We start from the raw sequence: 26,805 nt of genomic DNA, 5'->3' as shown, positions 1-26,805 counted from the left end.
CGGAGCTTCCACTACCTCGTCAGTTCTCGGCGCGGCCCTCGCGCCAGTAGCCCATGAAGGCCACCGAGCGCCGGTCGACGCCGAGGTCGCCGACCAGGCGGCGGCGCAGCTGCTTGACCATCCCGGCCTCGCCGGCCAGCCAGGCGTAGCAGCCCGCACCGGCCGCCGGGTCCTCGGGGACCTCCCACAGCAGCTCGGTGTCGAGGTCGACGTCCTCGGGGGCGGGCGCGGGCGCGGCGCAGACGCCGAGGTCGACCAGCGCGGCGTGCACCGCGGGGACCAGCAGCTCGCCGCGCGGGCGGTCGGCGCGGGCCAGCCAGCGCACCTGCACGCCCTCGGGCAGCCGCAGGTCCTGCAGGTCGCCGGCCTCGGGCACCTCCAGGACGGCGATCGCGCGGCGGCCGGCGGGCAGCGCCTCGAGGATGGCGCTCACGGCCGGCACCGCGGTCTCGTCGCCGGCCAGCAGCAGGTGCGTGGCGGATGCGGGCGGCGCCCACTCGACGCCCCACGCGCGGCCGCGGCCGGGCCGGTCGGGGCCCATGAGGACCATGCGGTCGCCGGGCGCCGCCTGCGCGGCCCAGGTCGCGGCCGGGCCCGCGTGCCCGTCGGTGACGCCGTGCAGGACGACGTCGACGTCGACCTCGGCCACCTCGGGCCGGGCGGCGCGCACGGTGTAGGTGCGCAGCACGGGCCGGCGCTCCTCCGGCAGCGCGCAGTACGCCGGGTACCACTCGGCGCCGGCGGCGTGCAGCTCGGACAGCGCGGTGGGGTCAGGGGCGAGGACGAGCTTGACCCGCTGGTCGTCGCCGGCGAGGCCGAACTCCGCGAGCCGGGGCCCGGTGAGCGTGATCCGCCGCATGCTCGGGCCGAGCGGCGCCACGCGGGCGACGACGGTGTCGAAGAACAGCCACTGGGGCAGCGCGGCGGTCGGGGCCTCGGTCGTGGTGGTCACCTGCAGGTCTCCGTCTCGCCGTCGGACGGCCCTTGCGGACCGCGTGTAAGGCAAGGCTAACCTGTGCGCCGCCCGCAGGGGAATCCCCCTGCCCGACCTGCGAGGAGACCCCGTGTCCCGACCCCCGCGCCTGCTCGGCGCCTCCCTCGCGCTGGTGGCGCTGCTCGCCGCCGGCGCCTGCTCGAGTGCCGAGGACACGGAGGCGGCCGCCGCGACCGACGAGGGCTGGTCGTTCACCGACGACCTCGGGAACACCGTGGAGCTCGACGCCCGGCCCGAGCGGGTCGCCGGCCTCAACGACGTCGCGTCGTCGCTGTGGAACTACGGCATCGCGCCCGTGGCCACCTTCGGCCAGACCTCCGCCGCCGACGACGTCCAGTTCGAGGGCCGCGACCTCTCCGGCGTCGAGATCGTCGGCGAGAGCTACGGCGCGATCGACCTCGAGGCGCTCGCCGCCACCGACCCCGACCTCATCGTCACCACCGTCTACCCGGTCGACTCCGAGGGGACGCTCGACGAGACCCAGCCGCTCTACGGCCTGGAGTCCCTCGAGCAGCAGGAGCAGCTCGAGCAGATCGCGCCGGTCGTCGCGATCGCCTGGCGCGGCTCGGCCGCCGAGGTCATCGAGCGCACCGCGGAGCTCGCCGGGTCCCTCGGCGCCGACATGGACGGCGAGGAGGTCCGCGCCGCCCGGCAGGACTACGAGGACGCCTCCGCCGCGCTGACCGAGGCCGCCTCCTCCGGGGTCACCGTGCTGCCGGTCGCGGCCTACCCGGACGAGGGCTTCTACATGGCCAAGGCGCCCGACGACCCCTCCCTGCGGCTCTACTCCGACCTCGGCGTGCAGTTCGTCGACCCGGGCGGCGACGGCTACTTCTGGCAGACGGCGAGCTGGGAGCAGGTGCCCGAGTACGCGAGCGACGTCATCCTCTACTCGCTGCGCGGCGCCATGACGCCGGAGGAGATGGCCGGCCAGCCCACCTACGCGCTGCTGCCGGCCGCGCAGGCCGAGCAGGTGTACCCGTGGGAGTACGTCGGCATGGACTACGCCGCCCAGGCCCGCTACATGGAGCGCCTCGCCGGCTGGCTCGCCGACAGCGAGAAGGTCAGCTGAGCTACAGCGGCGCCGGCGTCTCGGGAACGGGCGCCGGCGCCGCCCGCCGCGCGGTGACCCGCGCGGTCTGGGCCAGCGCGATGCCGGAGAGGACGACGAGCCCGCCGAGCACCTGCCAGCCGGTGAGCACCTGCTCCACCCACAGCCAGGCGACGACGGAGGCGAACACCGGCTCGACGGTGGCCACCAGCCCCGCGGTCGTGGGCGGCAGGTGCCGCAGCGCCGCGATCGACAGCCAGAACGGCGTGATCGCCCCGAGGACGACGATCCAGGCGACCAGCACCCACAGCGGCAGCCGCGCCGAGCCCAGCGACACCGGCACCGCCTCGCCGAGCAGGCCGGGGTCGAACGGCGTCCACGGCGCGACGACGGCCCAGAACAGCGCCGCGGCCACGAAGCTCCAGCAGGTCAGCGCCACCGGGTCGCGGTCGGCCGCCCCGCGCTCGCCCATCAGGTAGTAGGTGGCCAGGCAGACGGCGGCCGCCAGCGCCGCGCCCACGCCGAGGGCGTCGAGCGAGCCGCCGCCCTGCCACACCTGCGCGACGAGCACGAGCCCGCCGAGGGAGAGCGACAGCGCCAGCCAGATGCGCGGCCGCACCGGCTCCCCGCGCACCAGCCGAACCCACAGGGCGATGAGGACCGGCGCGGTCATCTCGAAGACCAGCGCGATCCCGACCGGCAGCCGGCCGATGGCGACGCAGTAGAGGAACTGGGTCAGCGCGACGCCGACCACGCCGAACACCACGAGGAACGGCACCTCGCGCCGGGTGAGCCGCAGCCGCCGCGGCGACACCAGCGCCAGCGCGAGCAGCAGCCCGACCGCGGCGCCGCCGCAGCGCATCGCCGTCAGCCAGGTGGGCGGGACGCCGGAGCGCAGCGCCAGCGTGGAGACGGTGCCGTTGACGGCGAACAGCCCCGCCGCGGCGACGGTGAGCAGGTACCCGACGGCGGGACGGCGGTGCACGACGGCGACAGTAGCCGCCGTCGGCCCCGACGCCGCCTACGTCACCGCCCCTGCGCCGGGTCCATCCACATGACCTCCCAGACGTGGCCGTCGGGGTCGGTGAAGCTGCCGCCGACCATGTAGCCGTGGTCCTCGGCCGGCCGCCACGTGCCGCCGCCCGCGGCGAGCGCCTTCTGCACGAGCGCGTCGACCTCCTCGCGGCTGTCGCAGGACAGCGCGTGCATCGCCGACGTCTGCCGCGGGTCACCGGCCTGCCGCCCCTCGGGGAGGAAGGCCGCGAAGCGCCCGGTGCTCAGGAGCTGCAGGAAGATGGTGTCGCTGACGACGACGGAGACCGAGGAGTCGTCGCTGAACTGCTCGTTCACCGAGAAGCCGAGCGAGGTGTAGAACGCGCGGCTCGCCGCGACGTCGGACACGGGCAGGTTCACGAAGATCATGCGCACGGGGGCTCCCGGGGTCGGTGGGCCCGGCGTGGGCCCGTCGGCAGGACAGACGCTGCCGCACGGCGGAACTCATCGGCAGGGGTGGTCCACAGGCAGGGCGGGCACCCTCGGGGCGTGACCGAGCCCCGTCCCCCGTGGTCCCGGCGCCGCCGGCGGCTGCTCGCCGGGCTCGCCCTCGGCGGCCTCGCCGGCGGCCTCGGCGCGCTCGTGCTGCCCGCCGAGGCGGGCGTCACCGCGGCGTACCTCGGCGCGCTGTGCGGGCTCCTGCTGGTCGCCGCCGTCGTCGTGTTCCTGGCGATCCCCGGGCCGGACACCCTCGGCACCCTGCTGCGGACGACGCCGCTGGCCGGCGCGGTGTGCGTCGTCGCGGCGCTGCTCGCGCTGTCGAACCCCGGGGAGTCGCTGCGCTGGCTGTGGTGGACGGCCGCCGGGGCCGGCGCCGCGTGGTCCGCCGCGGCGCTGTGGCTGAACCGCGGCGCCTGACCCGCGGCACGCGACCGCCGGCGCCGACCCCCGACACGACGGCGACCGGCCCGGCGCGAGACTGCCGGGCGTGGACCTCCCCCGCGCCTGCTACCTGCCCGACGGCGACGACGGGTACGTCGCCACCGCGCTGACCATCGGCCCGTGGGACCCCGGCCTGCAGCACGCGGGCCCGCCGGCCGCCCTGCTCGCCCGCGCGGTGGAGCGCACCGGCGGCATCCCGGACGGGCAGGCCGTGCGGCTGGCCTACGACGTCCTGGGGCCGGTGCCGGTCGGTCCGGTGCGGGTGACCGCGCGGGTGCTGCGCCCGGGCCGGCGGATCGAGCTGGTCGAGGCGGCGCTGGAGGCCGGCGGGCGCACCGCCATGCGGCTGACGGCCTGGCGGATGCGCACCCGCGACTCCGCGGCGACCGCCACGCCGCCGCAGCCGTTCGCCGTCGGCCCGGAGGAGGCCCGGCCGGCCGCGTTCGACGTCTTCTCCGAGGAGGTCGCCTACCACCGGGCGCTGGAGTGGCGCGCGGCCGCCGGCTCGCTCACCACCACCGGGCCGGCCGCGGCCTGGACCCGCCCGCTGTGCGAGCTGGTCGAGGGCGAGCCGATGACGCCGCTGGAGCACCTGCTCGTGATGACCGACGCCGCCAGCGGCATCTCCACGGAGATCGACTGGTCGCAGGCCACCTTCGCCAACGTCGACCTCGTCGTCGCGCTGTTCCGCCAGCCGGCCGGCGACTGGCTGGGCATGGACGCCGTCACGACCCTCGGGCCCGGCGGGGCCGGGCAGTGCGCCGCCGACCTCCACGACCGCCGCGGGCGCATCGGCCGGTCGGTGGCCTCGCTGTTCGTCGAGCCCCGGGAGGAGCCGACTCCCAGGCGGACCGGGTTGGATGGGGCCCGACCGCGCAGCTGACCGACCGGAGGGGACCCGACACCGCATGGGACCGTTCACCGACCTGCTCGACTGGCTCGCCGGCCGCGGCCTGGAGATCGTGCTGATCATCCTCGGCTCGGTCCTGGTGGCCCGCTTCATCAGCTGGGTCGGCGACCGGATCACCAGCCGCATCGACGCCCGCTCCACCGGCGGCGACGTGCTGGTCCGCTCCGAGGCGGCCAAGCACCGGCACTCGCTCACCCAGGTCCTCACCTGGACGCTCATCGTGCTCGTCTACACGGTGGCGGCGTTCTACGTGCTCGACCGGCTCGGCGTCCCGGTCACCGGCCTGGTCGCGCCGGCCACCGTGCTCGGCGTCGGGCTCGGCTTCGGCGCCCAGCGGGTGGTCGGCGACGTGCTGGCCGGCTTCTTCCTCATCACCGAGCGCCAGTACGGCTTCGGCGACGTCGTCTCGATCCAGGTGGTCGGCGGCGGCGACCCGGCCAACGGCACCGTCGAGGACGTCACGCTGCGGATCACCCGGCTGCGCTCGGCCGACGGCGAGGTGGTCACCATCCCGAACGGGCAGATCGTCAAGGTGGTCAACCTGTCCCGCGACTGGGCCCGCGCCGTCGTCGACGTGCCGGTGCCCACCACGGCCGACGTCACCCGGGTCAACGACGTCCTCCGCGACGTCGGCCGGGCGGCCTTCGCCGACCCCGAGCTGCGCCGCCTGCTGCTCGACGAGCCCAGCGTCATGGGCGTGGAGAGCATCGACCTCGACCAGGTCAACGTGCGGGTCGTGGCGCGCACGCTGCCCGGCCGCCAGTTCGAGGTGGGCCGCGACCTGCGCGAGCGCATCGTGCTCGCCTTCGCCCGGGAGGGCCTGACCATCACCCCCGAGCCGCCGGCCGCCGCCCCGGCCCCGGCGCGGCAGGGGGCCCAGCAGTGAGCGTCCCCGGGGCGCCCCGCCCCGCCGACGGGACCGACGGCACCGTCGGCGACCCCGCGGGCCGCGGCCGGTTCGGCCTGTCCGGCCTCCTGCGCCGCTCGCCCGGCCGCATCGGGCGGGCCCGCACGTCGACGCTCGTCCTGGTCGCCCTGTTCCTCGGCCTCGGCCTGCTGTACCTCTACGTCAAGCCCGCCGACGCCGGAACCGACCCGGCCGGCGGCACCACGACGGTCAGCACCCCGGCGCCGGCCCCGGCACCGACGACCGCCCCACCGGCGACGGAGGAGGCGCCGGGGACGACGACGCCGGAGGAGACCGCGCCGACGACGACCGCCCCGGACACCACCGCGCCGACGACCACCGCACCGACGACGACCGCGCCGGCTCCCACGGAGGCTCCGGGCACCACGGCGCCGGAGCAGACCGCGCCGGACCCTCCGGAGGCGCCAGCCCCGACGACGGCCGTCCCCACCACCGGCAGCGCGCCCACCTCCTGAGCCCCCGGGCTGGACGTGGCGCCGCCGCCCGCTAGGGTCGCCCCAGGCTCCTGAGTGACAGCGCGAAGTACCTGGCTGGCTGTCCGGCAACCTCTCCTCCGTCTGAGGTGCTCCCAGGGGAAGAGCCGGCCGCGCTGCGCCCGCAGCACGGCAAGGACGGAGCACCTGTGCGCCGCAGGTCCTCCGGTACGAGAGGAGACGGCGCGATGACCGACCCGCAGAGCTGGAGCTTCGAGACCCGGCAGATCCACGCCGGCACGAGCCCCGACCCCACCACCGGCGCCCGCGCGCTGCCGATCTACGCCACCACCAGCTACCAGTTCCGCGACACCCAGCACGCCGCGGACCTGTTCGCGCTGGCCGAGCTCGGCAACATCTACACGCGGATCATGAACCCGACGCAGGACGCGCTCGAGCAGCGCGTGGCCTCCCTCGAGGGTGGCGTCGCGGCGCTCGCGGTCGCCAGCGGCCAGGCCGCGGAGACCCTGTCGCTGCTGAACGTCGCCGAGGCCGGCAGCCACGTCGTCGCCTCCGCCTCGCTCTACGGCGGCACCTACAACCTGCTGCACCACTCGCTGCCCAAGCTCGGCGTCGAGGTGTCCTTCGTCGAGGACCCCGACGACCCGGAGAACTGGCAGCGGCTGGTCCGCGAGAACACCAAGGCGTTCTACGCCGAGTCGATCGGCAACCCGAAGGGCGACGTCCTCGACATCGCCACGGTCGCCGAGGTGGCCCACCGCAACGGCGTCCCGCTGATCGTCGACAACACCATCGCCACCCCGTACCTGGTGCGCCCGCTCGAGCACGGCGCCGACGTCGTCGTCCACTCGGCCACCAAGTACCTCGGCGGCCACGGCACCGCGATCGCCGGCGTGATCGTCGACGGCGGCCGCTTCGACTGGACGCAGGGCAGGTTCCCCGGCTTCACGACGCCGGACCCGACCTACCACGGCGTCGTCTACGCCGACCTCGGCGCGCCCGCCTACGCGCTCAAGGCCCGCGTGCAGCTGCTGCGCGACCTGGGCCCCGCGATCAGCCCGTTCAACGCCTGGCTCGTGGTGCAGGGCATCGAGACGCTGTCGCTGCGCATGGAGCGGCACGTCGCCAACGCCCAGCGGGTGGCGGAGTTCCTCGAGGCCCACGACGAGGTGGAGTCGGTGCACTACGCCGGCCTGCCGTCCTCGCCGTGGCACGCCGCCCAGCAGCGCTACGCCCCCAAGGGCGCCGGCGCGGTGCTGGCGTTCGAGATCCGCGGCGGCGTCGAGGCCGGCCGGCGGTTCGTCGAGGGGCTGGAGCTGCACAGCCACGTGGCCAACATCGGCGACGTGCGCAGCCTGGTCATCCACCCGGCGTCCACGACGCACTCGCAGCTCACGCCCGAGGAGCAGCTCACCACCGGCGTGACGCCCGGCCTGGTGCGCCTCGCCGCCGGCCTGGAGGGCATCGAGGACATCCTCGCCGACCTCGAGGCCGGGTTCCGCGCCGCCAAGGGCGCCTGACGTGTCCGGGGTGCGGGACGCGGTGGCGTCCCGCACCTCGCCGCGCACCGGCGGGTGGCGCGAGGGCGACCCCGCCGGGGACCGGCTCTTCCTCGACCTGGACGGACCGGTCCGGCTCGAGCGCGGCGGGGTGCTGCCCGGCGTCCGGGTGGCCTACGAGACGTGGGGCACGCTCGCGCCCGACGGCGCCAACGCGGTGCTGGTCGAGCACGCGCTGACCGGCGACAGCCACGTCACCGGCCCTGCCGGCCCCGGCCACCCGACGCCGGGCTGGTGGGCGTCGCTCGTCGGCCCCGGCGCGCCGCTGGACACCGACCGGTTCTTCGTCGTCTGCGCCAACGTGCTCGGCGGCTGCCAGGGCACCACCGGGCCGTCGTCGGCCGCGCCGGACGGGCGCCCGTGGGGCGGGCGCTTCCCCGAGGTGACCGTCGGCGACCAGGTGCGGGTCGAGACCGCGCTCGCCGACGCGCTCGGCGTCCGGCGGTGGGCGGCCGTCGTCGGCGGGTCGATGGGCGGCATGCGGGCCCTCGAGTGGGCGGTGGCGCTGCCCGACCGGGTGGCCGGCCTGTTCTTCCTCGCCTCCGGAGCGACGGTCACCGCCGACCAGCTCGGCACCCAGACCACCCAGCAGGCCGCCGTGCGCGCCGACCCGGTGACCGGGCTCGGCATCGCGCGGCGGATCGCGCACCTCACCTACCGGAGCGCGCTCGAGCTCGAGGAGCGCTTCGGCACGACCGTGCAGGACGACGGCCGCTTCGCCGTCGCCTCCTACCTGGAGCACCACGCCGACAAGCTCGTCGCCCGCTTCGACCCGGGCAGCTACGTGGTGCTCACCGAGGCGATGAACACCTGGGACGTCGGCCGGGGTCGCGGCGGGGTGGAGGCGGCGCTGGCGCGGGTGACCGCGCGGGCCGTCGTCGCCGGCGTCGACTCCGACCGGCTGTACCCGCTGGAGCTGCAGCAGCGGGTGGCCGACGCGCTCGGGGTGCCGCTGCACGTCGTGTCCTCGCCGTACGGGCACGACGGCTTCCTCGTCGAGGCCGATGCCGTGGGCGCGCTCGTCCGTGGTCTGCTGGGCACGTGAGCGACGACCTCGACGCGCTGCGCCTGGCCTGCGACCGGGCCCTGGGCGGCCACGGGCCGGTCCGCGCCGGCGCCCTGCTGGCCACCGTCCCGCCCGACACCGCGGTCGACCGCTACGGCGTGGGCGGCGTCGTCGCGGAGCTGGAGGCCGAGGTCGCCACGCTGCTCGACAAGCCCGCCGCGGTCTACCTGCACAGCGGCACGATGGCCCAGCAGGCGGCGCTGCGGGTGCACGCCGGCCGCACGATGCGGCGCACCGTCGTCGCCCATCCCGAGTGCCACCTGTTCCGGCACGAGGGCGGGGCGCTGGAGCGTCTCCACGGCCTGGTGCCGCGCCCGGTCGGCGACCGCAACCGGCTGCTGCTGCGGGCCGACCTCGACGCCGTCGCCGAGCCGCCGGCCGCGCTGGTGGTGGAGCTGCCGCAGCGCGACCTCGGCGGGCAGCTGCCGCCGTGGGACGACGTCGTCGAGCAGGCCGCATGGGCGCACGACGTGCACTCGGTGGCCCACCTCGACGGCGCCCGGCTGTGGGAGGCCTCCGCCGGGTACGAGATGCCCGCCTCCGACCTGGCGGCGCCGTTCGACACCGTCTACGTCAGCTTCTACAAGGGCATCGGCGCGCTCGCCGGGTGCTGCCTGGCCGGGCCGGCCGACGTCGTGGCGGAGGTCCGCGAGTGGCGGCACCGGCTCGGCGGCACGCTGTGGGGCCTGTGGCCGGGCGCGGCGTCGGCGCTGACCTGCCTGCGCGAGCGGCTGCCGCTGTTCCCCGCCTACCTGCAGCGGGCCCGCGAGATCGCCGACGCGGTCCGGGACCTGCCCGGCGTGCGCGTGGTCCCCGACCCGCCGCAGACGCCGATGCTGCACCTGCTGCTCACGACGACGCCCGAGCGCTTCCGCGCCGCCGTCCGCGGGCTGGCCGAGGACGGGCTGTGGACCTGGAACGAGGCCGCCCCGACCGCCGACCCGGCCGTGCAGCGGGTGGAGATGTCGGTCGGCGACGCCACGATGGCGCTGCCGGTCGAGGAGGTCCGCGGCGCGCTGGCCCGCCTCGCCGGCGCCGTCTGACGCCCTAGTCGGCGGCGTCGCCGGGGACGTGGCCGGCCGAGGGCAGCGGGCGGCGCACGACCGGCCGCACCCGCCGCGCGGTGGGCAGCCGCTCGGTGTAGGCGAGCGCGTTGAGCCGGATGTGCGTGAGGTCGTCCTCGGTGGCCTGCCGGATCACCTTCGCCGGGACGCCGGCCACCAGCGAGCCCGGCGGCACCTGCGTGCCCTGGGTGACGACGGCGCCCGCGGCGACGATCGAGCCCGACCCGATGTGGGCCCCGTTCATCACCACGCTGCCCATGCCCACGAGCACGTCGTCGTCGACCCGCGCGCCGTGCAGGACCACGCGGTGCCCCACGGTGACGCCGCGGCCGATGACCAGCGGGAACCCGGGGTCGGAGTGCAGCGTGCTGCCGTCCTGCACGTTCGAGTCCTCGCCGATCTCGATCACCTCGGCGTCGGCCCGGGCCACCGCGCCGTACCAGATGCTCGACCGCGGCCCCATGGTCACCGCACCGACCACCACCGCCGTCGGCGCCACGAACGCCTCGTCGTCGATGGCCGGTGCGCCGTTGTCGAGCTCCGCGATGTAGTTGTCCGCCACGGCCCCACCCCAGCACACCGGACCCCGCGCGGCCGCCCGGGGCAGACTCCACCCGTGCCCGCCGACCTGCCGTTCCTGCCCACCACCGTCGTCGGGAGCCTCCCGCAGCCCGGCTGGCTCATCGACCACGACCGCCTGGCCCACCAGTTCCCGCCGCGCGTGCGCGCCCGGGAGCTGTGGCGGCCGGCGCCGGAGCACCTGGAGGAGGCCCAGGACGACGCCACGCTGCTCGTGGTGCGCGCCCAGGAGGCGGCCGGCCTCGACCTGGTCGGCGACGGCGAGCAGCGCCGGGAGTCCTACTCCAACCACTTCGCCACGGCGCTCGACGGCGTCGACGTCGACACCCCCGGCACCGTCCTCAACCGCTCCGGGCAGCCGATCCCGGTGCCGCGGGTGACCGGGGAGATCGCGCGCCGCGGGCCGATCCAGGCGCGCGACGTGCGGTTCCTGCGGGCGGCCACCGACCGGCCCGTGAAGATCACGCTGCCCGGCCCGTTCACCATGGCCCAGCAGGCGGCCGACGAGCACTACGGCGACGACCGGGCGCTCGCGCTGGCCTACGCCGACGTCGTCCGCGAGGAGATCGCCGACCTGTTCGCCGCCGGGGCCGACGTCGTCCAGATCGACGAGCCCTGGCTGCAGGCGCGGCCCGAGGTGGCCCGCCGCTACGGCGCCGAGGCGGTCACCCGCGCCGTGGAGGGCGCGCCCGGACCGGTGCACCTGCACCTGTGCTTCGGCTACGCGGCGATGGTCGCCGAGCGGCCGGAGGGCTACTCGTTCCTCCCGGAGCTCGCCGACACCCCGGTGGACACCGTGTCGGTGGAGACCGCGCAGTCGCACCTGGACCCGGCGCAGCTGCGGCCGCTGCGCGGCAAGGGCATCGCGCTGGGCGTGCTCGACCTGTCCACGCCGGAGGTGGAGACGCCGGAGGTGGTGGCCGACCGCGTCCGCCGCGCCCTGGACGACGTCGACGTCGACCGGCTGGTGCTGTCCTCCGACTGCGGCCTGAAGTACCTGCCGCGGGCCTCCGCCGAGGGCAAGATGCGCTCGCTGGCCCTGGCCGCCCGGACGCTGCGCGAGGAGCTGCGGTGACGCTGCCGACCGACCTGCCGGTGCTCGCCTTCCCCGACCAGGCCGCGTTCGAGGCGTGGCTGGAGGCCGAGTCGGCCACCGCACCGGGCATCTACGTGAAGCTGGCCAAGAGGGGCGCCGGCGTGCCCTCGCTGACCCGCGACGAGATGGTCGAGTCGCTGCTGTGCTTCGGCTGGATCGACGGCCGCGCCAACAGCGTCGACGAGCACTGGTACCTGACCCGCGTCACCCCGCGGCGGCCGCGCAGCGTCTGGTCGGCCAAGAACGTCGGGATCGTGGCCGAGCTGGTGGCGGCCGGCCGGATGCGCCCGGCCGGCCTCGCGCAGGTGGAGGCGGCGCGGGCCGACGGCCGCTGGGAGCGCGCCTACGCGGGCCCCGCCACCATCACCGTCCCCGACGACCTGGCCGCCGCCCTGGCGGCCGAGCCGGCCGCCCAGGAGGCCTTCGCCGCGCTCGACGGCGCCAACCGCTACGCGGTCCTGTGGCGGGTGCACACGGCCGCGAGCCCCGCGACGCGGGCCAAGCGGATCGCGGCCCTCGTCGCGATGCTCGCGGAGGGCCGCACGATCCACTAGCCGGCGAGCGGGTCGGCGTCCTCCGGGGCGACCCCGGGACGCTCCTGCCAGAAGCGCCCGTCGCGCCGGCGCCACACCAGCATGAGCGCGACGCCGGCCAGCATGATGCCGATGCCGATCACCAGCGGGGGGCCCACGCCGAGCCAGGCCTGCCCGGTGTAGCTGTTGTCCGGGTCGGCGAGGTCGCGCACCGACAGGACGAGCAGCCACGCCAGCAGCGCCGCGCCCACGAGCGGGCCGACGCCCAGCAGCAGCGCGTCGCGCAGGCTGTGCACCAGCCGTCGCCGGAAGTACCAGGCGCAGGCGACGCCGGTGAGCGCGTAGTAGAGGGCGATCAGCAGCGACAGCGCGGTGATCGAGTCGAACAGCGCGTTCTCGCTGACCAGGTGCACGCCGACGTACCAGGCCACCGCCACGCCGGCGACCCACCAGGTGGAGACGTCGGGCGTGCGGAACCGCTCGGACACCGACCCGAACCGCGCCGGCAGCGCCGCGCGCCGCGCCATCGACAGGCCGGTGCGCGACGCCGGGATGATCGTCGTCTGCGTGGAGGCGATCGCCGAGGTGGCGACGGCGGCCAGCACCACCCAGTCCCAGCCGCCCAGCGCCTCGGTGGACAGCAGCGCGAAGACCGCCTCCTCCTCGTCGGCGTTGCCGGCGAGGAACGCCGTCCCGGCGAAGGAGACGACGGCGATCGCCACACCCACGTAGGTGAGCAGCAGGACCACCGTCGACCACACGCCGGCCCGGCCGGGGGCGACCCGCGAGTCGGTGGTCTCCTCGGTGAGGTTGACCGCCGACTCCCAGCCCCAGTACGCGAAGACGCCGAGCAGCAGCCCGCCGGTCAGCGCGGCGCCGCCGGCGCCGAAGGGGTCGAGCCAGTCCCACGCCGGCGTCAGCCCGCCGAAGGGCGAGTCCCCGCGCACCCCGCGCACGATCGCGACCACGGCGAACACCAGGAGCGCCGCCGTCTGGGCGAGGATCAGCGCGTTCTGCAGGCGTGAGGAGATCTCGGTGCCGAGCACGCAGACCGCCGACATGACGAGCACCAGCAGCACGCTCAGCGCGATGACGGCGGGCGTGGAGTCGGCCAGGGCGTCGAGGCCGACCATCAGCAGGGTGAACCGGACGCCGACCTCGGCCAGCGACCCCACCACCAGGACGCCGGTCATGGTGATCGCCCAGCCGCCGATCCAGCCGGCGGTCGGGCCGAACGCGCGGGTGACCCAGGAGAACGTCGTCCCGCAGTCGGGGTCGGTGCGGTTGAGGGCGGCGAAGGCCCCGGCGATGAGCAGCATCGGCACGAACGACGCCAGCATCACGCCGGGCGCGTGCACGCCCACGAGCGCCACGACCGGGCCGATGACGGCGGCCAGCGAGTAGGCCGGCGACGTCGCGGCGAGGCCGATGACGAGCGAGTCGAGGAAGCCGATGGCCCCGGGCCGCAGCGCGGGCTCCGGTCGCGGTAGTGCCCGGGTCACGGTCGGCCACGGTACGGCCTGCCGCAGCCCCCGGCGCGGGGGCGGGCCGGAGGGCCGGGTGCGGCTAGGCGACGCGGACGGCGCCGCGGTACCCCGCCTGGTCCACGCTGGTCACCGCGACCGGCTGGCCGAAGGTGCGGGCGTGCACCATCTTCCCGTCGCCGATGTAGATGCCGACGTGGCTCACCGGCGAGTAGAAGTAGACGATGTCGCCGGGCAGCAGCTCCGAGCGCGAGACCGGGGTCCCCATCGTCGACTGGGCCTTGCTCGAGTGCGGCAGGGAGATGCCGGCGGCGGCGTAGGCGTACTGGGTCAGCCCCGAGCAGTCGAAGCCGTCCGGGCCGGAGGCGCCCCACACGTAGGGGTCGCCGATCTGCCCCAACGCCGTCTGCACGGCGGTGGCGGCGGCGGGGCCGGGTGCGGCGGCCGCGGCGACGGCGGCCGACGGCGCGTCGAGCACGGGGCCGGCGAGCGCGGCGGTCACCCGCGTCTGCTCGGCGGCGGTGAGCCGGGCGAAGTCGGCCTCGTAGGCGTCGACCTGGGCCTGCACCTGCGCCTGCTGCTCCTGGAGGGTGGTGAGCGCGGCGGCGGCCTCGGCGGCCGCGGCGTCGGCCGTGGCGCGGGCCTGGTCGGCGGCGGCCTGGGCGACGGCGACCTCGGTGAGCACGCCGTCGGTGTGGTCGGCGATGAGGTCGAGCATCGTCATCTGCGCGACGAGGTCGTCGGCGGAGTCGCTGCCGAGGAAGGCGGCCACGCGCGAGCGGGTGGTGCCGGTGTAGCCGCTCTGCGCGATGGCGCGGATGGCCGGCTCGAACTGCTGCAGCGTGGCCTCGGCGACGGCGGCGGCCCGGTCGGCCTCGGCGGCGGCCTGCTGCTGGGCGGCGACGGTGAGCTCGGCCTGGTGCACCTGCTCGTCGACCGCGGTGAGCTGCCGGCCGGCCTCCTCGACCAGCTGGGCGGCCTCGTCGGCGGTCGACGGCGCGGCGGAGGCCGAGCCGGGCGCGAGCACGAGGGCCACCAGGCCGGTGGCGGCGACGACCGCACCCGTCCAGCGCCGTCCCGTCGTCCGGTTGCGCTGCACGTCCGGCCTCCTCCTGCCGCCCCTGCGGGCGACGTCCCCCTGATCTGGTCCGTACGGACGGTAGGGAGGAGGTGAGCGGAGCGTGTGCAGGGCGCGCGGTGATCAGCGGGCGGGACCGTCCCACCGGTCCCGTTCGTCCCACCCGCCCCGCGGGTCGCGGGAACGGGCCGGTCCTGTCAGGGGGCGGTGCTCCGCCGGCGGTCGGGAGCGAGCGGGACCAGCGCGTCGGCCACCGCGCCGGTGACGAAGGAGTAGATCGCCTTGCCGGCGACGTCGACGACCCGGTCCCGGCGCGACCACGTCCACGGCGGGTCGCCGACGCCGGTGGCGTTCTCCAGCGTCTGGTCGGTGGCCAGCCGGACCGAGGTGTGCCAGGCCGAGGCGCGCCAGCCGCGCAGCCCGCTGGCCGCCCACACGCCGCGCAGCGCTCCGACGGCGGCACCGGTGCCCCAGTGCATGAGGTGGTTGCGCACGGACGGGCGCTCGGAGCCCGGCGGGCGGCGGCGGGTGGCCAGCGCCGTCAGCGTGCGCGCGGGCACGTAGGAGTCCGGCCGCCCGGTCACCTGCTGCTCGGCCTTCTCGGCCAGGGTCATCGCCGCGGTGCCGGCCAGTCCGGCCAGGGCACCGCGCATCGCCGCTCGTCCCAGCATGGCGACGTCCGTACCCCGCCGTCCGCGCGCGAAAGGCGGTCCGGGGAGGTGCCTGGACCGCACACCGCGGTGCCCGACCTCGCGCTGCAGCGCGAGGTCGGGCACCGGGGGGTCCTTCCTCAGCCGGCGAGGGGCTCCTCGGCGTCGAGTCCGGCGACGACCTCCAGGTCCCGGAGGACGGCGGAGAGCTCGTCGGCGGTCCACGGCTCGCAGCAGTCGCAGCCGTCCTCGGCGAAGCAGCGCAGGCCGAGGGTGCCGCCGGCCTGGTCCTCGTCGATGGCCAGGTGCCCGCCCACGGGCGAGCGGTGGCAGGGGCAGCCGGCGGCGCACAGCCCGATGCCCCAGCCGGAGACGACGACCGTCCGGCCGTCGTCCCAGATCCTGCCGACCTGGAAGACGGACGGCTTCTGGTTGCGGGTCATGTGGGTGCTCCCCTCGCCGGCCCCCACTGCCGGAGGCCTCCTGCGGTCGCGCGGAAAAATAATCCGGGAACCGTGTTTGAGGGGAGGTGCCGTGCGGTATGGGTGCGGGATTTCACTCCCCCGTCACAGGCGTCCCACGCGTGCGGCGGGCCGTCACACGTCGGTGACGCGCAGCCCCGCGTGCGCCTTGTACCGGCGGTTGACGCTGATCAGATTGGCGGTGAGCGCCTCCACCTGGTGCGCGTTGCGCAGCCGGCCGGCGTAGACCCCGCGCATGCCCGGCACCGCGGACGCCAGCGCCTGCACCAGGTCGGTGGCCTCGCGGTCGTCGCCGAGCACCATGACGTCGGTGTCGACCTCGGCCACCTCCGGGTCCTCGAGCACCACGGCGCTGACGTGGTGGAACGCGGCGACGACGCGGCTGTCGGGCAGCAGCGCCGCGGCCTGCTGGGCGGCCGAGCCCTCCTCGACCGGCAGCGCGAAGGCGCCCTGCTTGTCGAAGCCGAGCGGGTTGACGCAGTCGACGACGACCTTGCCCGCGAGCTCCTCCCGCAGGCCGGCGAGCAGCTCGCCGTGCCCGTCCCACGGCACCGCCACGACGACGACGTCGCCCGCGCGGGCCGCCCCGCGGTTGTCGTCGCCGGTGACGTCGCCGCCGGTGGCCGCGGCGAGGTCGGCGGCCGTGGTGCCCGCGCGGCCGGCGTCGCGGCTGCCGAGCACGACCCGCACCCCGGCCGCGGCGAACCGCCGGGCGAGCCCGCGCCCCTGCGGGCCGGTGCCGCCGAGCACCGCCACGGTCAGCCCCTCGGGCACGCCGGCCCCGGTCGCCTCGGTCACTGGACGCCTCCTCGCCGCGCTCCCCGGCGGAGCGCCCGGGTGCGGACGCTAGCTGACGCCCGCGTCACATCGATCCGCGGGACCCCGCTCAGGCGGCGGGCGGCACGTCCGCGCCGATGGCCCGCACCCACACGGTGGTCAGCGTGCGCAGCAGGGCGTCCCGGTCGAAGTCGCGGCCGAGGTTGAGCCACACGTAGCAGGTGTGGTCGACCATCGCCCCGAGCACCTCGGCGGTCAGCACCGGGTCCAGCGACTTGTCGGCGATGCCCGCCTCCTGCTGGTGGGCGATGCCGCGCGCGGCGCGCTCGACGAACGCCTCGCGCACCTGCAGCCGCAGGTGCTTGAGCTCCGGGGTGAACGTCCCGACCTGCTCGACGAGGGCGATGATCCGGGCCCGCGGCCGGTAGGCGTCGACGAACCGCTCCATCGCCGCGTGGGCCCGCTCGTACGGCGTCCCGGCGTGCGTGTCGGCCCGCAGGGCGACGAGCATCTCCCCCACGACCCCGGTGGCGACCGCCTGGAAGACGGCGTCCTTGGAGTCGAAGTAGGTGTAGAACGTCCCCTGGGCCACCCGCGCCTCGGCGACGATGTCGGCGACCCTGGTGTCGAGGAAGCCGCGCTTCTCGAAGACGCGGCGCGCGGCGTCGAGCAGGGCGGCCTTGCGGGCCTGGCCCTTACCGGTCAGCGGCCCGGCCTCGCGGCGCTCCTGCTGCACCGCGCTCACGACCGTCCCGACACCTCGCCCCCGCCGCTCCGGCGGACGGCTGTCGGCAGGAGGACCCGACGCGGTCACAGGTCCAGGGCCAGCTGCTTGAGCTGCTCGACGGTGCGCAGCCGGGCGGCCCGGTCGGGCTGGACCAGGGAGGTGACGAGCGTGGTGACGCCGGCGTCGCGGAAGGCGGCCAGCCGCTCGGCGACCCAGCTCCGCGGGCCGACCAGCGAGGTGGCCGCGACCATCTCGTCGGGCACCGCGGCGGCGGCCTCGTCCTTGCGGCCGGACAGGTAGAGGTCCTGCACGGTGGCGGCGGCGTCGGGATAGCCGTAGCGGACGGTGAGCTCGTTGTAGAAGTTCTTGCCGCGGGCGCCCATGCCGCCGATGTAGAGGGCGAGGTCGGCGCGGGACTGCTCGCGCAGGCCCTCCAGCCCCTCCCCGATCGCGCAGGGGACGCCGACCCGCACGTCCAGCGGCCCGAGCGCCGGGTCCCGCCGGGCGAGGCCGGCGTCGACAGAGGCGCCCCAGGTCTCCCGCGCCTTCTCCGGCACGAAGAAGATCGGCTCCCAGCCCTCGGCGATCTCGGCGGTCATCTCGACGTTCTTCGGGCCGATCGAGGCCAGCGTGATCGGGATCCGCTCGCGCACCGGGGTGTTGATCAGCTTGAGCGGCTTGCCGAGACCGGTGCCCTGGTCGGGCGGCAGCGGGATCGTGTACTTCCGGCCCTCGTACACGACGCGCTCGCGGCGCCACACCATCCGGCAGACCTCGACGATCTCCCGCAACCGGGCCAGCGGGGCGTCGTAGCGGACGCCGTGGAAGCCCTCGACCACCTGCGGCCCGCTGGCGCCCAGGCCCAGGGTGAACCGGCCGTCGGAGACGAAGTCCAGGCCCGCCGCCGTCATCGCCGTCAGCGTGGGTGTCCGGGTGAGCGCCTGGAGGATGCCGCTGGTCAGCTCCATCCGCTCGGTGACCGCGGCGAGGTACCCGAGCTGGCTGACCGCGTCGAAGCTGTAGGCCTCGGCGATCGAGACCACGTCGAGGCCGGCCTTCTCCAGGTCGCCGATCTCCTGGGCGGCCTCCCGGAAACCGCCGCTGTACTGCACCCGCATGCCGATGCGCATCGCCCCTCGCCCCCACCGTCCTCGCGGCGGCACGGTGGCCGCCACGGCTGTCGGTGACGATGATGTCAAGTGGCCGACCCGACGGTCACCAGGAGCCGACAGCGCCCTGGATGCCCCCTCTACAGGGACGCGTAGAAGCGCAGGTGGGCCTCGGCGGCGGCGTCCCAGGTGTGCCGGGCGGCGAGCTCCTCCCCCGCCGCCCGGACCGCCGGGTCGCGCTCCCCGCCGGCGGCCAGGAGCTCCGCGGCCAGCTCCGCGGGGTTGCCGGCGAAGCGCGCCGCGCCGCCGAACACCTCGCGCAGCACCGGCAGGTCGCGGGTCACCAGCGGCACCCCGGCCGCCAGCGCCTCCATGGCGGCCAGCCCGAAGCCCTCCTTGGTCGAGGGGAAGGCGAAGACGTCGGCCGCGGCCACCAGCGAGGGCAGCTGGTCGTGCGCCACCGGCCCGAGCACCACCGGGTAGACGCCGAGTTCCTGCGCCCGCGCCTCCACCCGCTCCCGGTAGCCGCGGTGGTCGAACAGGGTCTCCCCACCGGCCACCACCAGCGACAGCTCCGGCCGCGCCCGCTGCACCGCCGCCATCGCCTCGACCAGGTCGAGCGTCCCCTTGCGCGGCTCGATCCCGCCCACGGCCAGCACGTACGGGCCCAGCCGCGCCCGCCAGCGGTTGCGCGCGGCGGCACCGCCCGGGCCGGCGGCCGCGGCGAACCGGGCGGCGTCGACGCCGTTGGGGATGACCGTCGCCGTCCGCCCGTACCCGGCCGCCACCTCGGCGGCGACGGCGGCGCTCACGCACACGAGCGCGGAGGGCCGGCGCACCGCGCGGTCGTGGCAGGCGACCAGCTCGGGTGTGGTGAACGCGTCGAGGTGGTGCACGGTGCGCACGCAGTCGGCGACGGCGTTGGCGCTGATGCAGTCCTGGGCGTGCACGACGTCGTGGCGCCCGCCCGCGGTCGCGAAGGCGGCGCCGAGCTCCTCGATCGAACGCAGGATCCGCGCGCCGACGTCCTCCCCCGGCCGGTCGGGGAACGGCACCAGGCACACCCGGACGGCGGGGTCGACGGCGCGGAAGAACCCGCCGTCGCCGCCACGGCCCAGCGACCACACGGTGACGTCGCACCCGGCGCGGGCCAGCGCCTCGGCCAGGGCGAGCGTGTGCACGACGCCGCCGCGCGGGCGGGTCGAGTAGGTCAGCAGTGCCACCCTCACCGGTAGGCCTCCGGTCGTCGCTCGCGCAGGTGGGACAGGACGGTGCGCGCCCGGGCCACCTCGGCGGGGACGTCGAGCTCGGCCAGCGCCAGCCCGGCCTTGGCCCAGGTGCGGGCCAGCACGTCGCCGCCCGGGCCGACCACCTTCGCCTGCCCGAGGAACCGCAGCCGGCCCATCGACGCCGTCTGGTTCGCCGACACCCACACCACCTGGTTCTCCGCGGCGCGGGCGCAGTCGTAGAGGTCGAACAGCCGCGACTGGCGGTCCTGCACCAGCCGCGGCGCCCGGTCGGTGAGGCTGGCGGGCCACGCCGACAGGCAGGCCACCAGCAGCGCGCCGTCGGCGGCCAGCGTGCGGGCGGACTCGGGGAAGGTCTTGTCGTAGTCGACGAGCATGCCGATCCGGCCGAGCGGGGTGTCGAACGCGGCGAACCGGTCGCCGGCCCGGTAGGCGGTGCGCTCGCCGGCCGGCTGGTGCACCTTGCGGTGCCGGCCGAGGACGCCGTCGCCGGTGAGGCACACGGCGGTGTTGTGGTGCACGCCGTCGGCGACCTCCCGGTAGCCGACGCAGACGACCATGTCCTCCGCGGTGGCCGCGACGCGCTTCAGCTCGGGGGCGTCCTCGGGCAGGGCGGGCGGCAGCTCGCCGGCGTCGGTGCCGGACAGGTCGCCCAGGTAGCCGCCGAGGGTGGCGTCGGGGAAGACGAGCAGCTCGACGTCGCGGGAGCGGGCCGCGGCCACGATCGTCTCCACCTTGGCCAGGCACTGCTCGAGGTCGCGGCCGAAGTGCGCCGCCACCGCCGCCACCCTCACGACCGTCGCCTCCAGGCATAGGAAGCTCTACGCACGTATCGGGAACCGGGACGTGCGCATCGCTTCCTATGCCTCAACGGGATCAGCCCACGGTCGGTGCCGGGCCGGCGGCGGCCAGCGCGAGCTCGCGGTCCAGGCCGGCCCGGGGCGCGCCGGCCAGCCGGGCGGCGACGTGGTCGGCCAGGTGCCCGGCGTCCCGCCCCACCCCGGAGAACCGTCCCGACCCCCAGGTGTGCAGCCACGGCAGCCCCAGCACCGACAGCCCGGGCACGCTGGTCACCCCGCGCACGTGGGTCGGGTACCCGCGCCCGTCGAAGGCCGGCAACCGCACCCAGCTCCAGTCGCTGGTGAAGCCGATGCACCAGACGACGGCGGCGATCCGCGAGGCGTCCAGCGTCGTCGGCGCGTCCGGCCCGGGCACCCACACTGGCGTGTACCGGGCCTCCTCGGGCGCGTCGACGCCCTCGGCGGCGATGAACCGGTCGACCGCGTCGAGCACGTCCTGGTTGACCCGGTCGGCCGAGTCGAGGTTGGCCGCCAGGTCGTCGGCGAAGGTGAGCGTGGCGCCGGCGAGCCCCTGCAGCACGCCGTAGAGCCGCATCCCGTCGCGGGCGAAGGCGCGCAGGTCGATGTCGCGCCCGCCGTCGCGGCCGGTGACGTAGTGGTTGGTGCCCAGCCGGGCGGCCTCGCCGTCGCGGTGCTCGGTCACCGGCATGTCGTAGTGGCCCATGTCCGACAGCCACGCGACGACGTCACGCCCCCGGTAGGAGCGGGCGACCCGCGGCGCCCGGCCCACCGCCAGGTGCACGCGGCGCCCGGCCAGGTGCAGGTCCTCGGCGATCTGGGCGCCCGACTGCCCGGTGCCCACCACGAGCACCTCGCCGTCGGGCAGCCGGTCCGGGGAGCGGTACTGCGCCGAGTGCACCTGGACGACGTGCCCCGGCAGCTGGGAGGCCCAGCCGGGGACGACGGGCCGGTGGTACCCGCCGGTGGCCAGCACGACGTGCTCGGCGGTGAGCGGGCCGGCCGTCGTCGTCAGGGTGAACCCGCCGCCGGGCGCGGCGTCGAGCCGCTCGACGGCGGTGGACTCGAGCACCGGCGGGTCGAAGGACGCGGCGTAGCCGCGGACGTAGGCGACGATCTCGTCCCTGACCATGAACCCGTCGGGGTCGTCGCCGCGGTACGGCCAGCCGGGCAGCCGGCACTGCCAGTTGGGCGTGACCAGGCAGAACGTGTCCCAGCGGGCGTCGGACCACTCGTGCGCGACGGTGTCCCGCTCCAGGACGACGTGCTCGATCCCGCGCCGCCGCAGGTGCCACGACATCGACAGCCCGGCCTGTCCGCCGCCGACGACGGCGACCGGCACGGAGGCCGGGAACGGGACGCGGGCCGTCCCCCAGCTGGTGCGCTCAGACACCGGCGAGCACCCCGTAGGCGTCGGGACGGCGGTCGCGCAGGTGGCCCATCGAGCGGCGGGCGCCGTCGAGCAGCGCGCGGACGTCGACGTCGGCCACGGCCGTGCCCTCGCCGACACCGGTGGTGGCCAGCACGTCGCCGCCGGGGCCGACCACCTTCGCGCTGGCCACGAACCGCAGCGAGCCGAAGGTGCCCGACTGGTTGGCCGACACCCACACCACCTGGTTCTCCAGCGCGCGGGCCTGGTCGAACAGGTCGAAGCGGCGGGTCCAGCGGTCGGCGGCGAGGTCGGGGCTCGTCGCGGTGCGCGCGGCCGGCCAGGCGGACATGCAGACGACGACCTCGGCGCCGTCGAGCGCGAGGGTGCGGGCGGCCTCGGGGAAGGCCTTGTCGTAGCAGATGAGCATGCCGATCCGGCCGACCGGCGAGTCGAAGGCGCGGAACCCCTCGCCCGCCGCGTAGCTGGCGTTCTCGCCCAGCGGCTGGTGGACCTTGCGGTGCACGCCGAGGACTCCGTCGCCGGTGACCGCGACGGCGGTGTTGTAGCGGGAGGTGCCGTCGGACTCGCAGAACCCGGCGGTGACCACCATGTCGCCGGCGAGCTGGGCGAGCAGCGCCACCTCCGGGCCGTCGACCTCCAGCGCCGGCGGCAGGTCCGGCGTCCCGCCACCGCTCAGGTCGGCGAGGTAGCCGCCGAGAGTGGCCTCGGGCAGGGCGAGCAGCTCGACGCCGCGGGCGCGGGCGTCCTCGATGAGCCGCCCGATGCGGGCGAAGGCGGCCTCCAGGTCGCGCCCGAAGGGCGCGGCGACCGCGGCGAGGGTGGTCACGCTGCTTCTCCTGTGGCTGGGCCGAGTCCCGTGACGGACCCGGGGAGGGCGGGGGTGAGGGAGCCGTCGGGCCAGCGCAGCCGCACGCCCGAGCCGGGGACGAGCTCGCCGCAGACGGCGGTGGTCGCGGGGCCGGCCGGGGCGACCGCGCGGCCGGGGGCGTCGGCGGTGAGGAAGGCGGTGCCGGGGAAGCAGGTGGCCCAGTCGCCCGCGGCGGCGCCGCCCGGCCGGGGGACGGCGGCGACGTCGAGGACGGCGCCGCAGCCACTGGCCTCGGCGAGCATGCCGAGGGTGCCGACCAGCCCGGCCATGCTCACGTCCTTGGCGGCCGCGGGGGCGGTGCGGGCGACGACCGACCCCATGAGCTGCAGCTCCGCGCGGGTGCGGCCGCTGGTCGAGTCCCACTGCCGGCCGGTGTGCCCGCGCCGCCAGCCGCCGCCGAGGTCGGCGGTGAGCGAGACCGCGTGCCCGGGCCGCCCGCCACCGGCGGGGATCGGCTGGTCGGTGCGGCCGAGGGCGGTGACGCCCAGCGCCGCCGGGACGCCGACCTGGGTGTGCCCGCCGAGCACCGGCACGCCCCACGCGTCCGCGGCCGCGCGGAGCCCGGCGAGCACCCGGGCGACGAACGAGGCGTCCCGCCCGGCGACGGCGTCGAGCAGCCCGAGCGGCGCGGCGCCCATGGCGGAGAGGTCGTTGACGTTGACCAGCACGCCGCACCAGCCGGCCCACGCGGGGTCGCGCTCGACCATCGACGGCAGGATCGCGTCGCACGCGGCGACGACGTCGGTGCCGGGCACCGGGGCGCCGTCGTCGCCGACGAAGCCGGACCCGCCCAGGTGCAGGCCGGCCAGCAGCCCGCCGAGCGGCGCCTTGGTCGCCTGCACGAGCGCCGTCAGCCGGCCGACCGGCCAGGTCACCGTGGTGTGCGGCGCCCCGCCGACCTCCGCCGTTCCGGTGACCCGCCAGCCGAGCCGGGTGAACAGCCGCAGGTACCGGTCCTGCACGGTGGCGTCGAACCGCAGCGCCCCGGCGGCCTCGGCGTGCGCACAGGCGGCGGCGACCAGCGCGGCGCCCGTGCCGTGCGGCGCGCCCGGCCGGACGACGAGCCGGGAGCCGGTCCACCAGCCGACGTCGGGGGCGCCGGGATCCGCCGGGCCGAGCCGGACGCCGCCGAGCACCGTCCCGTCGGTTCCACGTGCAACGAGGGCGACCGCGCGCGGGTCGTCGTCGGCGCCGTCGAGGTCGGTGCCGGCGAACAGGCCCTGCTCCTCGACGAAGGCCGCGTGGCGCAGCGCCCGGTGCGCGGCGACGCCGTCGGGCCCGGCCTGCTCCACCCGCCACGGCGGGGCGGGCGCGGCGAGCCGGTGGTCGACGAGCAGCACGCTGCGCTCGAGGCTGGCGAGCTCCTGCGGGCTGAGCACGGTCCTCATGCCGCCGCCCTCACGCGCCGGCCGTCGACAGCGCGGAGCAGGCGCCGCAGGCCGCGCAGCCGGCGCCCTGGTCGGCGCCGCGCATCGAGCGGGCGCGCAGGCCGGCGGCCACCCGGCGGGTGACGTCGCCGAGGACGAGCGGGTCGGGCGCGCCGACGCCGTCGGCCACCGCGAGCGTGCCGGCCAGCGGCCGGTAGGGGACGACGAACGGGTAGACGCCGCGGTCGGCGAGCCGCAGCGCGCCCGCGACGAGCTCGTCGGGGTCCTCGCCCAGGCCGACGAGCAGGTAGGTGGAGACCCGGTTGCGGCCGAAGACGCGCACCGCCTCGTCCCACGCGGCGTCGTACTGGGCCATCGGCACGGTGGCCTTGCCGGGCATCCAGCGGCGCCGGACGTCGTCGTCGAGGCTCTCGACGTGGATGCCGAGGGCGGTGGCGCCGGCGTCCCGGAGCTCCTGGATGGCGTCGAGGTCCCCGGGTGCGGGCGGCTCGCACTGCACCTGGACGGGCAGGCCGGGGACGGCGGCGGTCACCGCCCGCACGCAGCGGGCGAGGTGGCGGGCGCCGCGGTCGCGGCCGTTGGTGGTGCCGGTGGTCATCACCACCTGCCGGACGCCGTCGAGCCGGACGGCGGCCTCCGCGACCTCCGCCAGCTGCGCCGGCGACTTCACCGCGGTGGTGGAGCCCGCCGCCAGCGACGCCTCGATCGCGCAGAACCGGCAGCGCTGGTCCTCCGCGTAACGGACGCAGGTCTGCACCACGGTGGTGGCCAGGACGTCGCGGCCGTGCAGCCGGGCGATCCGCTCGTAGGGGACGCCGTCGGCGGTGGTGAGGTCGTAGAAGGCGGGCCGGCGCACCGGCGTCGCCTCCAGGCCCAGGTCGGCGCCGTCGAGAAGCAGCCGGCCGCCGCTGATCGAGTACGGGCTGTCCGGGTTGACCGGCAGCGCCGTCGGGACGCCGTCGAGGAGCACGTGCCCGTCGTCGCTGGGCCCGGCACCGGCGCGGCGGGAGACGGGGGCGTCGACGCGGACCCCGAGGATCGCGACGTCCACGCGGGTGCCCACCCGCGTCGGAGTGCGTCCGGGAGCCGCGGTCCCCCGGGCCGCCGTCATCAGAGGTTGTAGGTGGAGTTGATGATCGCGCCCTTGCGCGCGTAGTGGATCAGCGCGTCCTGGACGTCGAGCGGGTGGCAGGGGATGCAGCCGGCGATGAGGTCCTCCTCGCGCAGGCCGTGCAGCGAGAGCCCGAAGCGGCAGACGTAGACCGTGCCGCCCTCCTCGATGAACCGCTCGATCTGGGTGTTGATGTTGTGCTCGCCCGGGAAGGCGGAGTCGCCGGTGGTGGGGAAGCCGCGGGTGGCCATCGCGTTCATGGCGGCCGGGCCGTAGAAGTAGAGGACCGACTCGTAGCCCTTGCGCAGCGCCCGCAGCGCCTGCAGGCACGCGACGAAGCTGACCGAGGACTCGTGCGCGATGCCGTGCACGAGCGTGAAGTAGGACTCGCCCTCACCGGCCTGGTAGTCCGGGAAGATCTTGGTCGAGCCGTAGAGGTTGCTGCCCGGCGGGAGCGAGGGGTGCGGGACCTCGGCGAGGCTCGTCTGCTGGTTGGCCTTGAGGTCCTCGTCGGAGATGAGCGGCGTGCCGGTGGTGGCGGGCAGGGTCTGGGTCACGGTGCGGCTCCCTTGATCGGTGTCAGAGGTCGTGCAGGGACTCGAAGTTGCGGCGGAAGAAGAGGTCGGCGAGCTCGCCGTCGCCGGTGGCCGCGGCCAGCCGGGCCGACTCGCCCTCGAAGTCGCCCCAGGGCTGGTCGGAGGCGAACAGGACGCGGTCGGCGCCGATCCCGTGGCGCTCGATCTCGCGGGCGAACCAGCGCGGGGCGAAGCCGATCGCCCAGCTGGTGTCGGTGTAGACGCGCTTGCCCTCGGCCACCCAGGCGAAGAAGCGCTGCCCGATGAGCTTGACGTGGCCGCTCATCCCGCCGCCCATGTGCACGAGGTGGACGGCGACGTCGTCGGCGTAGCGGTCGACCAGCGTGCCGACCTCGTCGAGGTCGCTGGCCGCGCCGGGGCTGGTGTGCACGTGCACGACGAGGCCGTGCTCGCGGGCCGCGCCGAAGACCGCGTCGAGCTGCGGGCGGCAGGCGTCGTCGCCGGCCCGGCCGCCGAGCAGGAAGGAGAGCTTGAGGGCCCGGACGCCCGGCTCGCCGGCCAGCGCCAGCGCCTTCTCGGTGGCGGCGGCGTCCTGCGGGCGGGGGCTCGTCCAGAGCCCGGCGACGACGCGGTCGTCGCGCTGAGCCGCCTCGACGACGAGGTCGTTGAGCGCGAAGGAGGTGCTCGGGTCGGGGACGCCGTAGTTCGGGATGACGAGCGCGCGCTCGGTGCCCTCGCGGTCGAGGTCGGCGAGCAGCTCGTCGATCGTGGCGCGGGCGGTGGTGTCGGGGTTGACCGGCGGGCCGCCGTAGAACGGGTGCGCGGGGAGGACGCCGAGGTGGCGGTGCGCGTCGTGCACCCGCCAGCGGGTCGGCGTCGTCATGCCGAGAACCCTGGCGGGCTCCCGTTGCCCCCTGGTGACGTCCGGAACGAGTTCTCGTTTCCGGATCGGGCGCGCCGCTGACCTGCTGTTCCGGGTCTGTTGCCG

General features: G+C 76.1%; 29 protein-coding genes and 1 riboswitch. Of the genes, 10 read left to right on the top strand and 19 right to left on the bottom strand.

Going from position 1 to position 26,805, the window contains the following annotated elements; all coding sequences use genetic code 11:
- Window positions 1-19 precede the first annotated feature (19 nt).
- On the bottom strand, window positions 20-952 hold the full coding sequence (locus WA616_RS14150; protein WP_336030744.1) for a siderophore-interacting protein: 933 nt from the start codon (window positions 950-952) through the stop codon (window positions 20-22).
- Window positions 953-1,064: 112 nt separating this feature from the next.
- Between WA616_RS14150 and WA616_RS14145 the strand changes: the two genes are divergently transcribed.
- Complete coding sequence (locus WA616_RS14145) at window positions 1,065-2,066, top strand: ABC transporter substrate-binding protein (RefSeq protein ID WP_336030743.1); 1,002 nt, start codon at window positions 1,065-1,067, stop codon at window positions 2,064-2,066.
- 1 nt (window position 2,067) lies between these two features.
- Here the strand turns inward: WA616_RS14145 and WA616_RS14140 are convergent, their stop codons facing one another.
- Both WA616_RS14140 and WA616_RS14135 read right to left on the bottom strand, forming a co-directional pair.
- A complete protein-coding gene (locus WA616_RS14140; RefSeq protein WP_336030742.1) occupies window positions 2,068-3,030 on the bottom strand; it encodes an EamA family transporter in 963 nt (320 codons plus the stop codon).
- Between the two features lie 41 nt (window positions 3,031-3,071).
- On the bottom strand, window positions 3,072-3,467 hold the full coding sequence (locus tag WA616_RS14135; protein WP_336031036.1) for a VOC family protein: 396 nt from the start codon (window positions 3,465-3,467) through the stop codon (window positions 3,072-3,074).
- Between the two features lie 120 nt (window positions 3,468-3,587).
- Between WA616_RS14135 and WA616_RS14130 the strand changes: the two genes are divergently transcribed.
- From WA616_RS14130 to WA616_RS14100, 7 genes are all read left to right on the top strand, one after another.
- Entirely contained in the window at window positions 3,588-3,956 is a 369-nt protein-coding gene (locus tag WA616_RS14130) for a hypothetical protein (RefSeq protein WP_336030741.1), read from the top strand.
- 70 nt (window positions 3,957-4,026) lie between these two features.
- Entirely contained in the window at window positions 4,027-4,863 is an 837-nt protein-coding gene (locus WA616_RS14125; RefSeq protein WP_336030740.1) for a thioesterase family protein, read from the top strand.
- 25 nt (window positions 4,864-4,888) lie between these two features.
- Window positions 4,889-5,776 (top strand): mechanosensitive ion channel family protein, encoded by an 888-nt coding sequence (locus WA616_RS14120; RefSeq protein WP_073420940.1) that lies wholly within the window; start codon window positions 4,889-4,891, stop codon window positions 5,774-5,776.
- Window positions 5,773-6,273, top strand: coding sequence for a hypothetical protein (locus WA616_RS14115; RefSeq protein WP_336030739.1), 501 nt, complete (start codon window positions 5,773-5,775; stop codon window positions 6,271-6,273). The genes WA616_RS14120 and WA616_RS14115 overlap by 4 nt, the downstream gene beginning before the upstream one ends.
- 46 nt (window positions 6,274-6,319) lie before the next feature.
- Window positions 6,320-6,436: riboswitch (SAM riboswitch) on the top strand.
- A gap of 43 nt (window positions 6,437-6,479) precedes the next feature.
- Complete coding sequence (locus WA616_RS14110; protein ID WP_336030738.1) at window positions 6,480-7,772, top strand: bifunctional o-acetylhomoserine/o-acetylserine sulfhydrylase; 1,293 nt, start codon at window positions 6,480-6,482, stop codon at window positions 7,770-7,772.
- 1 nt (window position 7,773) lies between these two features.
- Window positions 7,774-8,856 carry a homoserine O-acetyltransferase MetX gene (metX, locus tag WA616_RS14105; RefSeq protein ID WP_336030737.1) on the top strand — a complete coding sequence of 361 codons (1,083 nt, stop codon included), beginning with the start codon at window positions 7,774-7,776 and terminating at the stop codon, window positions 8,854-8,856.
- On the top strand, window positions 8,853-9,920 hold the full coding sequence (locus WA616_RS14100; RefSeq protein WP_336030735.1) for a threonine aldolase family protein: 1,068 nt from the start codon (window positions 8,853-8,855) through the stop codon (window positions 9,918-9,920). Before metX ends, WA616_RS14100 begins: the two co-directional genes overlap by 4 nt.
- Window positions 9,921-9,924: 4 nt before the next feature.
- Here the strand turns inward: WA616_RS14100 and WA616_RS14095 are convergent, their stop codons facing one another.
- Window positions 9,925-10,503, bottom strand: coding sequence for a gamma carbonic anhydrase family protein (locus WA616_RS14095; protein WP_336030734.1), 579 nt, complete (start codon window positions 10,501-10,503; stop codon window positions 9,925-9,927).
- A 54-nt stretch (window positions 10,504-10,557) separates the two neighbouring features.
- Here WA616_RS14095 and WA616_RS14090 point away from each other — a divergent pair, with 54 nt between their 5' ends.
- Together WA616_RS14090 and WA616_RS14085 are read left to right on the top strand one after the other, a co-directional pair.
- A complete protein-coding gene (locus WA616_RS14090; RefSeq protein ID WP_336030732.1) occupies window positions 10,558-11,595 on the top strand; it encodes a uroporphyrinogen decarboxylase family protein in 1,038 nt (345 codons plus the stop codon).
- Window positions 11,592-12,170, top strand: coding sequence for a YdeI/OmpD-associated family protein (locus WA616_RS14085; protein WP_336030731.1), 579 nt, complete (start codon window positions 11,592-11,594; stop codon window positions 12,168-12,170). The genes WA616_RS14090 and WA616_RS14085 overlap by 4 nt, the downstream gene beginning before the upstream one ends.
- Here WA616_RS14085 and WA616_RS14080 read toward each other — a convergent pair.
- From WA616_RS14080 to WA616_RS14010, 15 genes are all read right to left on the bottom strand, one after another.
- Window positions 12,167-13,651, bottom strand: a complete 1,485-nt coding sequence (locus tag WA616_RS14080) for an APC family permease (protein ID WP_336030729.1) — start codon at window positions 13,649-13,651, stop codon at window positions 12,167-12,169. The two genes, WA616_RS14085 and WA616_RS14080, sit on opposite strands and share 4 nt — an antisense overlap.
- Before the next feature lie 64 nt (window positions 13,652-13,715).
- Window positions 13,716-14,732 carry a C40 family peptidase gene (locus tag WA616_RS14075; protein ID WP_336030726.1) on the bottom strand — a complete coding sequence of 339 codons (1,017 nt, stop codon included), beginning with the start codon at window positions 14,730-14,732 and terminating at the stop codon, window positions 13,716-13,718.
- A 176-nt stretch (window positions 14,733-14,908) separates the two neighbouring features.
- Window positions 14,909-15,382 (bottom strand): hypothetical protein, encoded by a 474-nt coding sequence (locus WA616_RS14070; RefSeq protein ID WP_336030724.1) that lies wholly within the window; start codon window positions 15,380-15,382, stop codon window positions 14,909-14,911.
- 119 nt (window positions 15,383-15,501) lie between these two features.
- Window positions 15,502-15,804: a hypothetical protein gene (locus WA616_RS14065; protein ID WP_073420929.1), complete on the bottom strand. Its 303-nt coding sequence runs from the start codon at window positions 15,802-15,804 to the stop codon at window positions 15,502-15,504.
- A 153-nt stretch (window positions 15,805-15,957) separates the two neighbouring features.
- Window positions 15,958-16,641 (bottom strand): NADPH-dependent F420 reductase, encoded by a 684-nt coding sequence (gene npdG, locus WA616_RS14060; protein ID WP_336030722.1) that lies wholly within the window; start codon window positions 16,639-16,641, stop codon window positions 15,958-15,960.
- Between the two features lie 88 nt (window positions 16,642-16,729).
- Window positions 16,730-17,365 carry a TetR/AcrR family transcriptional regulator gene (locus tag WA616_RS14055; protein WP_336030721.1) on the bottom strand — a complete coding sequence of 212 codons (636 nt, stop codon included), beginning with the start codon at window positions 17,363-17,365 and terminating at the stop codon, window positions 16,730-16,732.
- A gap of 65 nt (window positions 17,366-17,430) precedes the next feature.
- Entirely contained in the window at window positions 17,431-18,477 is a 1,047-nt protein-coding gene (locus WA616_RS14050; protein ID WP_336030719.1) for an LLM class F420-dependent oxidoreductase, read from the bottom strand.
- A 119-nt stretch (window positions 18,478-18,596) separates the two neighbouring features.
- A complete protein-coding gene (locus WA616_RS14045; RefSeq protein ID WP_336030717.1) occupies window positions 18,597-19,685 on the bottom strand; it encodes an MSMEG_0565 family glycosyltransferase in 1,089 nt (362 codons plus the stop codon).
- Window positions 19,682-20,497 carry a carbon-nitrogen hydrolase family protein gene (locus WA616_RS14040; RefSeq protein WP_336030714.1) on the bottom strand — a complete coding sequence of 272 codons (816 nt, stop codon included), beginning with the start codon at window positions 20,495-20,497 and terminating at the stop codon, window positions 19,682-19,684. The genes WA616_RS14045 and WA616_RS14040 overlap by 4 nt, the downstream gene beginning before the upstream one ends.
- An 82-nt stretch (window positions 20,498-20,579) precedes the next feature.
- Complete coding sequence (locus WA616_RS14035) at window positions 20,580-21,914, bottom strand: MSMEG_0569 family flavin-dependent oxidoreductase (RefSeq protein ID WP_336030712.1); 1,335 nt, start codon at window positions 21,912-21,914, stop codon at window positions 20,580-20,582.
- Entirely contained in the window at window positions 21,907-22,740 is an 834-nt protein-coding gene (locus WA616_RS14030) for a carbon-nitrogen hydrolase family protein (RefSeq protein ID WP_073420904.1), read from the bottom strand. Before WA616_RS14030 ends, WA616_RS14035 begins: the two co-directional genes overlap by 8 nt.
- Window positions 22,737-24,170 carry an MSMEG_0567/sll0787 family protein gene (locus tag WA616_RS14025; protein ID WP_336030709.1) on the bottom strand — a complete coding sequence of 478 codons (1,434 nt, stop codon included), beginning with the start codon at window positions 24,168-24,170 and terminating at the stop codon, window positions 22,737-22,739. Before WA616_RS14025 ends, WA616_RS14030 begins: the two co-directional genes overlap by 4 nt.
- Before the next feature lie 10 nt (window positions 24,171-24,180).
- On the bottom strand, window positions 24,181-25,233 hold the full coding sequence (locus tag WA616_RS14020) for an MSMEG_0568 family radical SAM protein (RefSeq protein WP_336030707.1): 1,053 nt from the start codon (window positions 25,231-25,233) through the stop codon (window positions 24,181-24,183).
- Between the two features lie 47 nt (window positions 25,234-25,280).
- Window positions 25,281-25,838 (bottom strand): MSMEG_0572/Sll0783 family nitrogen starvation response protein, encoded by a 558-nt coding sequence (locus tag WA616_RS14015; protein WP_336030705.1) that lies wholly within the window; start codon window positions 25,836-25,838, stop codon window positions 25,281-25,283.
- 22 nt (window positions 25,839-25,860) lie between these two features.
- Window positions 25,861-26,700 (bottom strand): amidohydrolase family protein, encoded by an 840-nt coding sequence (locus WA616_RS14010; protein WP_336030704.1) that lies wholly within the window; start codon window positions 26,698-26,700, stop codon window positions 25,861-25,863.
- Window positions 26,701-26,805 lie beyond the last annotated feature (105 nt).

Source organism: Geodermatophilus sp. FMUSA9-8, from assembly GCF_037034165.1.
GTDB classification, from domain to species: domain Bacteria; phylum Actinomycetota; class Actinomycetes; order Mycobacteriales; family Geodermatophilaceae; genus Geodermatophilus; species Geodermatophilus nigrescens.
Note: the sequence above shows the minus strand (reverse complement) of the source record. Positions and strands in the feature narration are given on the sequence as shown.

Coding starts and splice junctions, on each gene's coding strand:
- WA616_RS14135 (WP_336031036.1), bottom strand. CDS start 3,467: ATGATCTTCGTGAACCTGCCCGTGTCCGACGTCGCGGCGAGCCGCGCG.
- WA616_RS14120 (WP_073420940.1), top strand. CDS start 4,889: ATGGGACCGTTCACCGACCTGCTCGACTGGCTCGCCGGCCGCGGCCTG.
- WA616_RS14110 (WP_336030738.1), top strand. CDS start 6,480: ATGACCGACCCGCAGAGCTGGAGCTTCGAGACCCGGCAGATCCACGCC.
- WA616_RS14070 (WP_336030724.1), bottom strand. CDS start 15,382: ATGCTGGGACGAGCGGCGATGCGCGGTGCCCTGGCCGGACTGGCCGGC.
- WA616_RS14065 (WP_073420929.1), bottom strand. CDS start 15,804: ATGACCCGCAACCAGAAGCCGTCCGTCTTCCAGGTCGGCAGGATCTGG.
- WA616_RS14050 (WP_336030719.1), bottom strand. CDS start 18,477: ATGCGCATCGGCATGCGGGTGCAGTACAGCGGCGGTTTCCGGGAGGCC.
- WA616_RS14025 (WP_336030709.1), bottom strand. CDS start 24,170: ATGAGGACCGTGCTCAGCCCGCAGGAGCTCGCCAGCCTCGAGCGCAGC.
- WA616_RS14010 (WP_336030704.1), bottom strand. CDS start 26,700: ATGACGACGCCGACCCGCTGGCGGGTGCACGACGCGCACCGCCACCTC.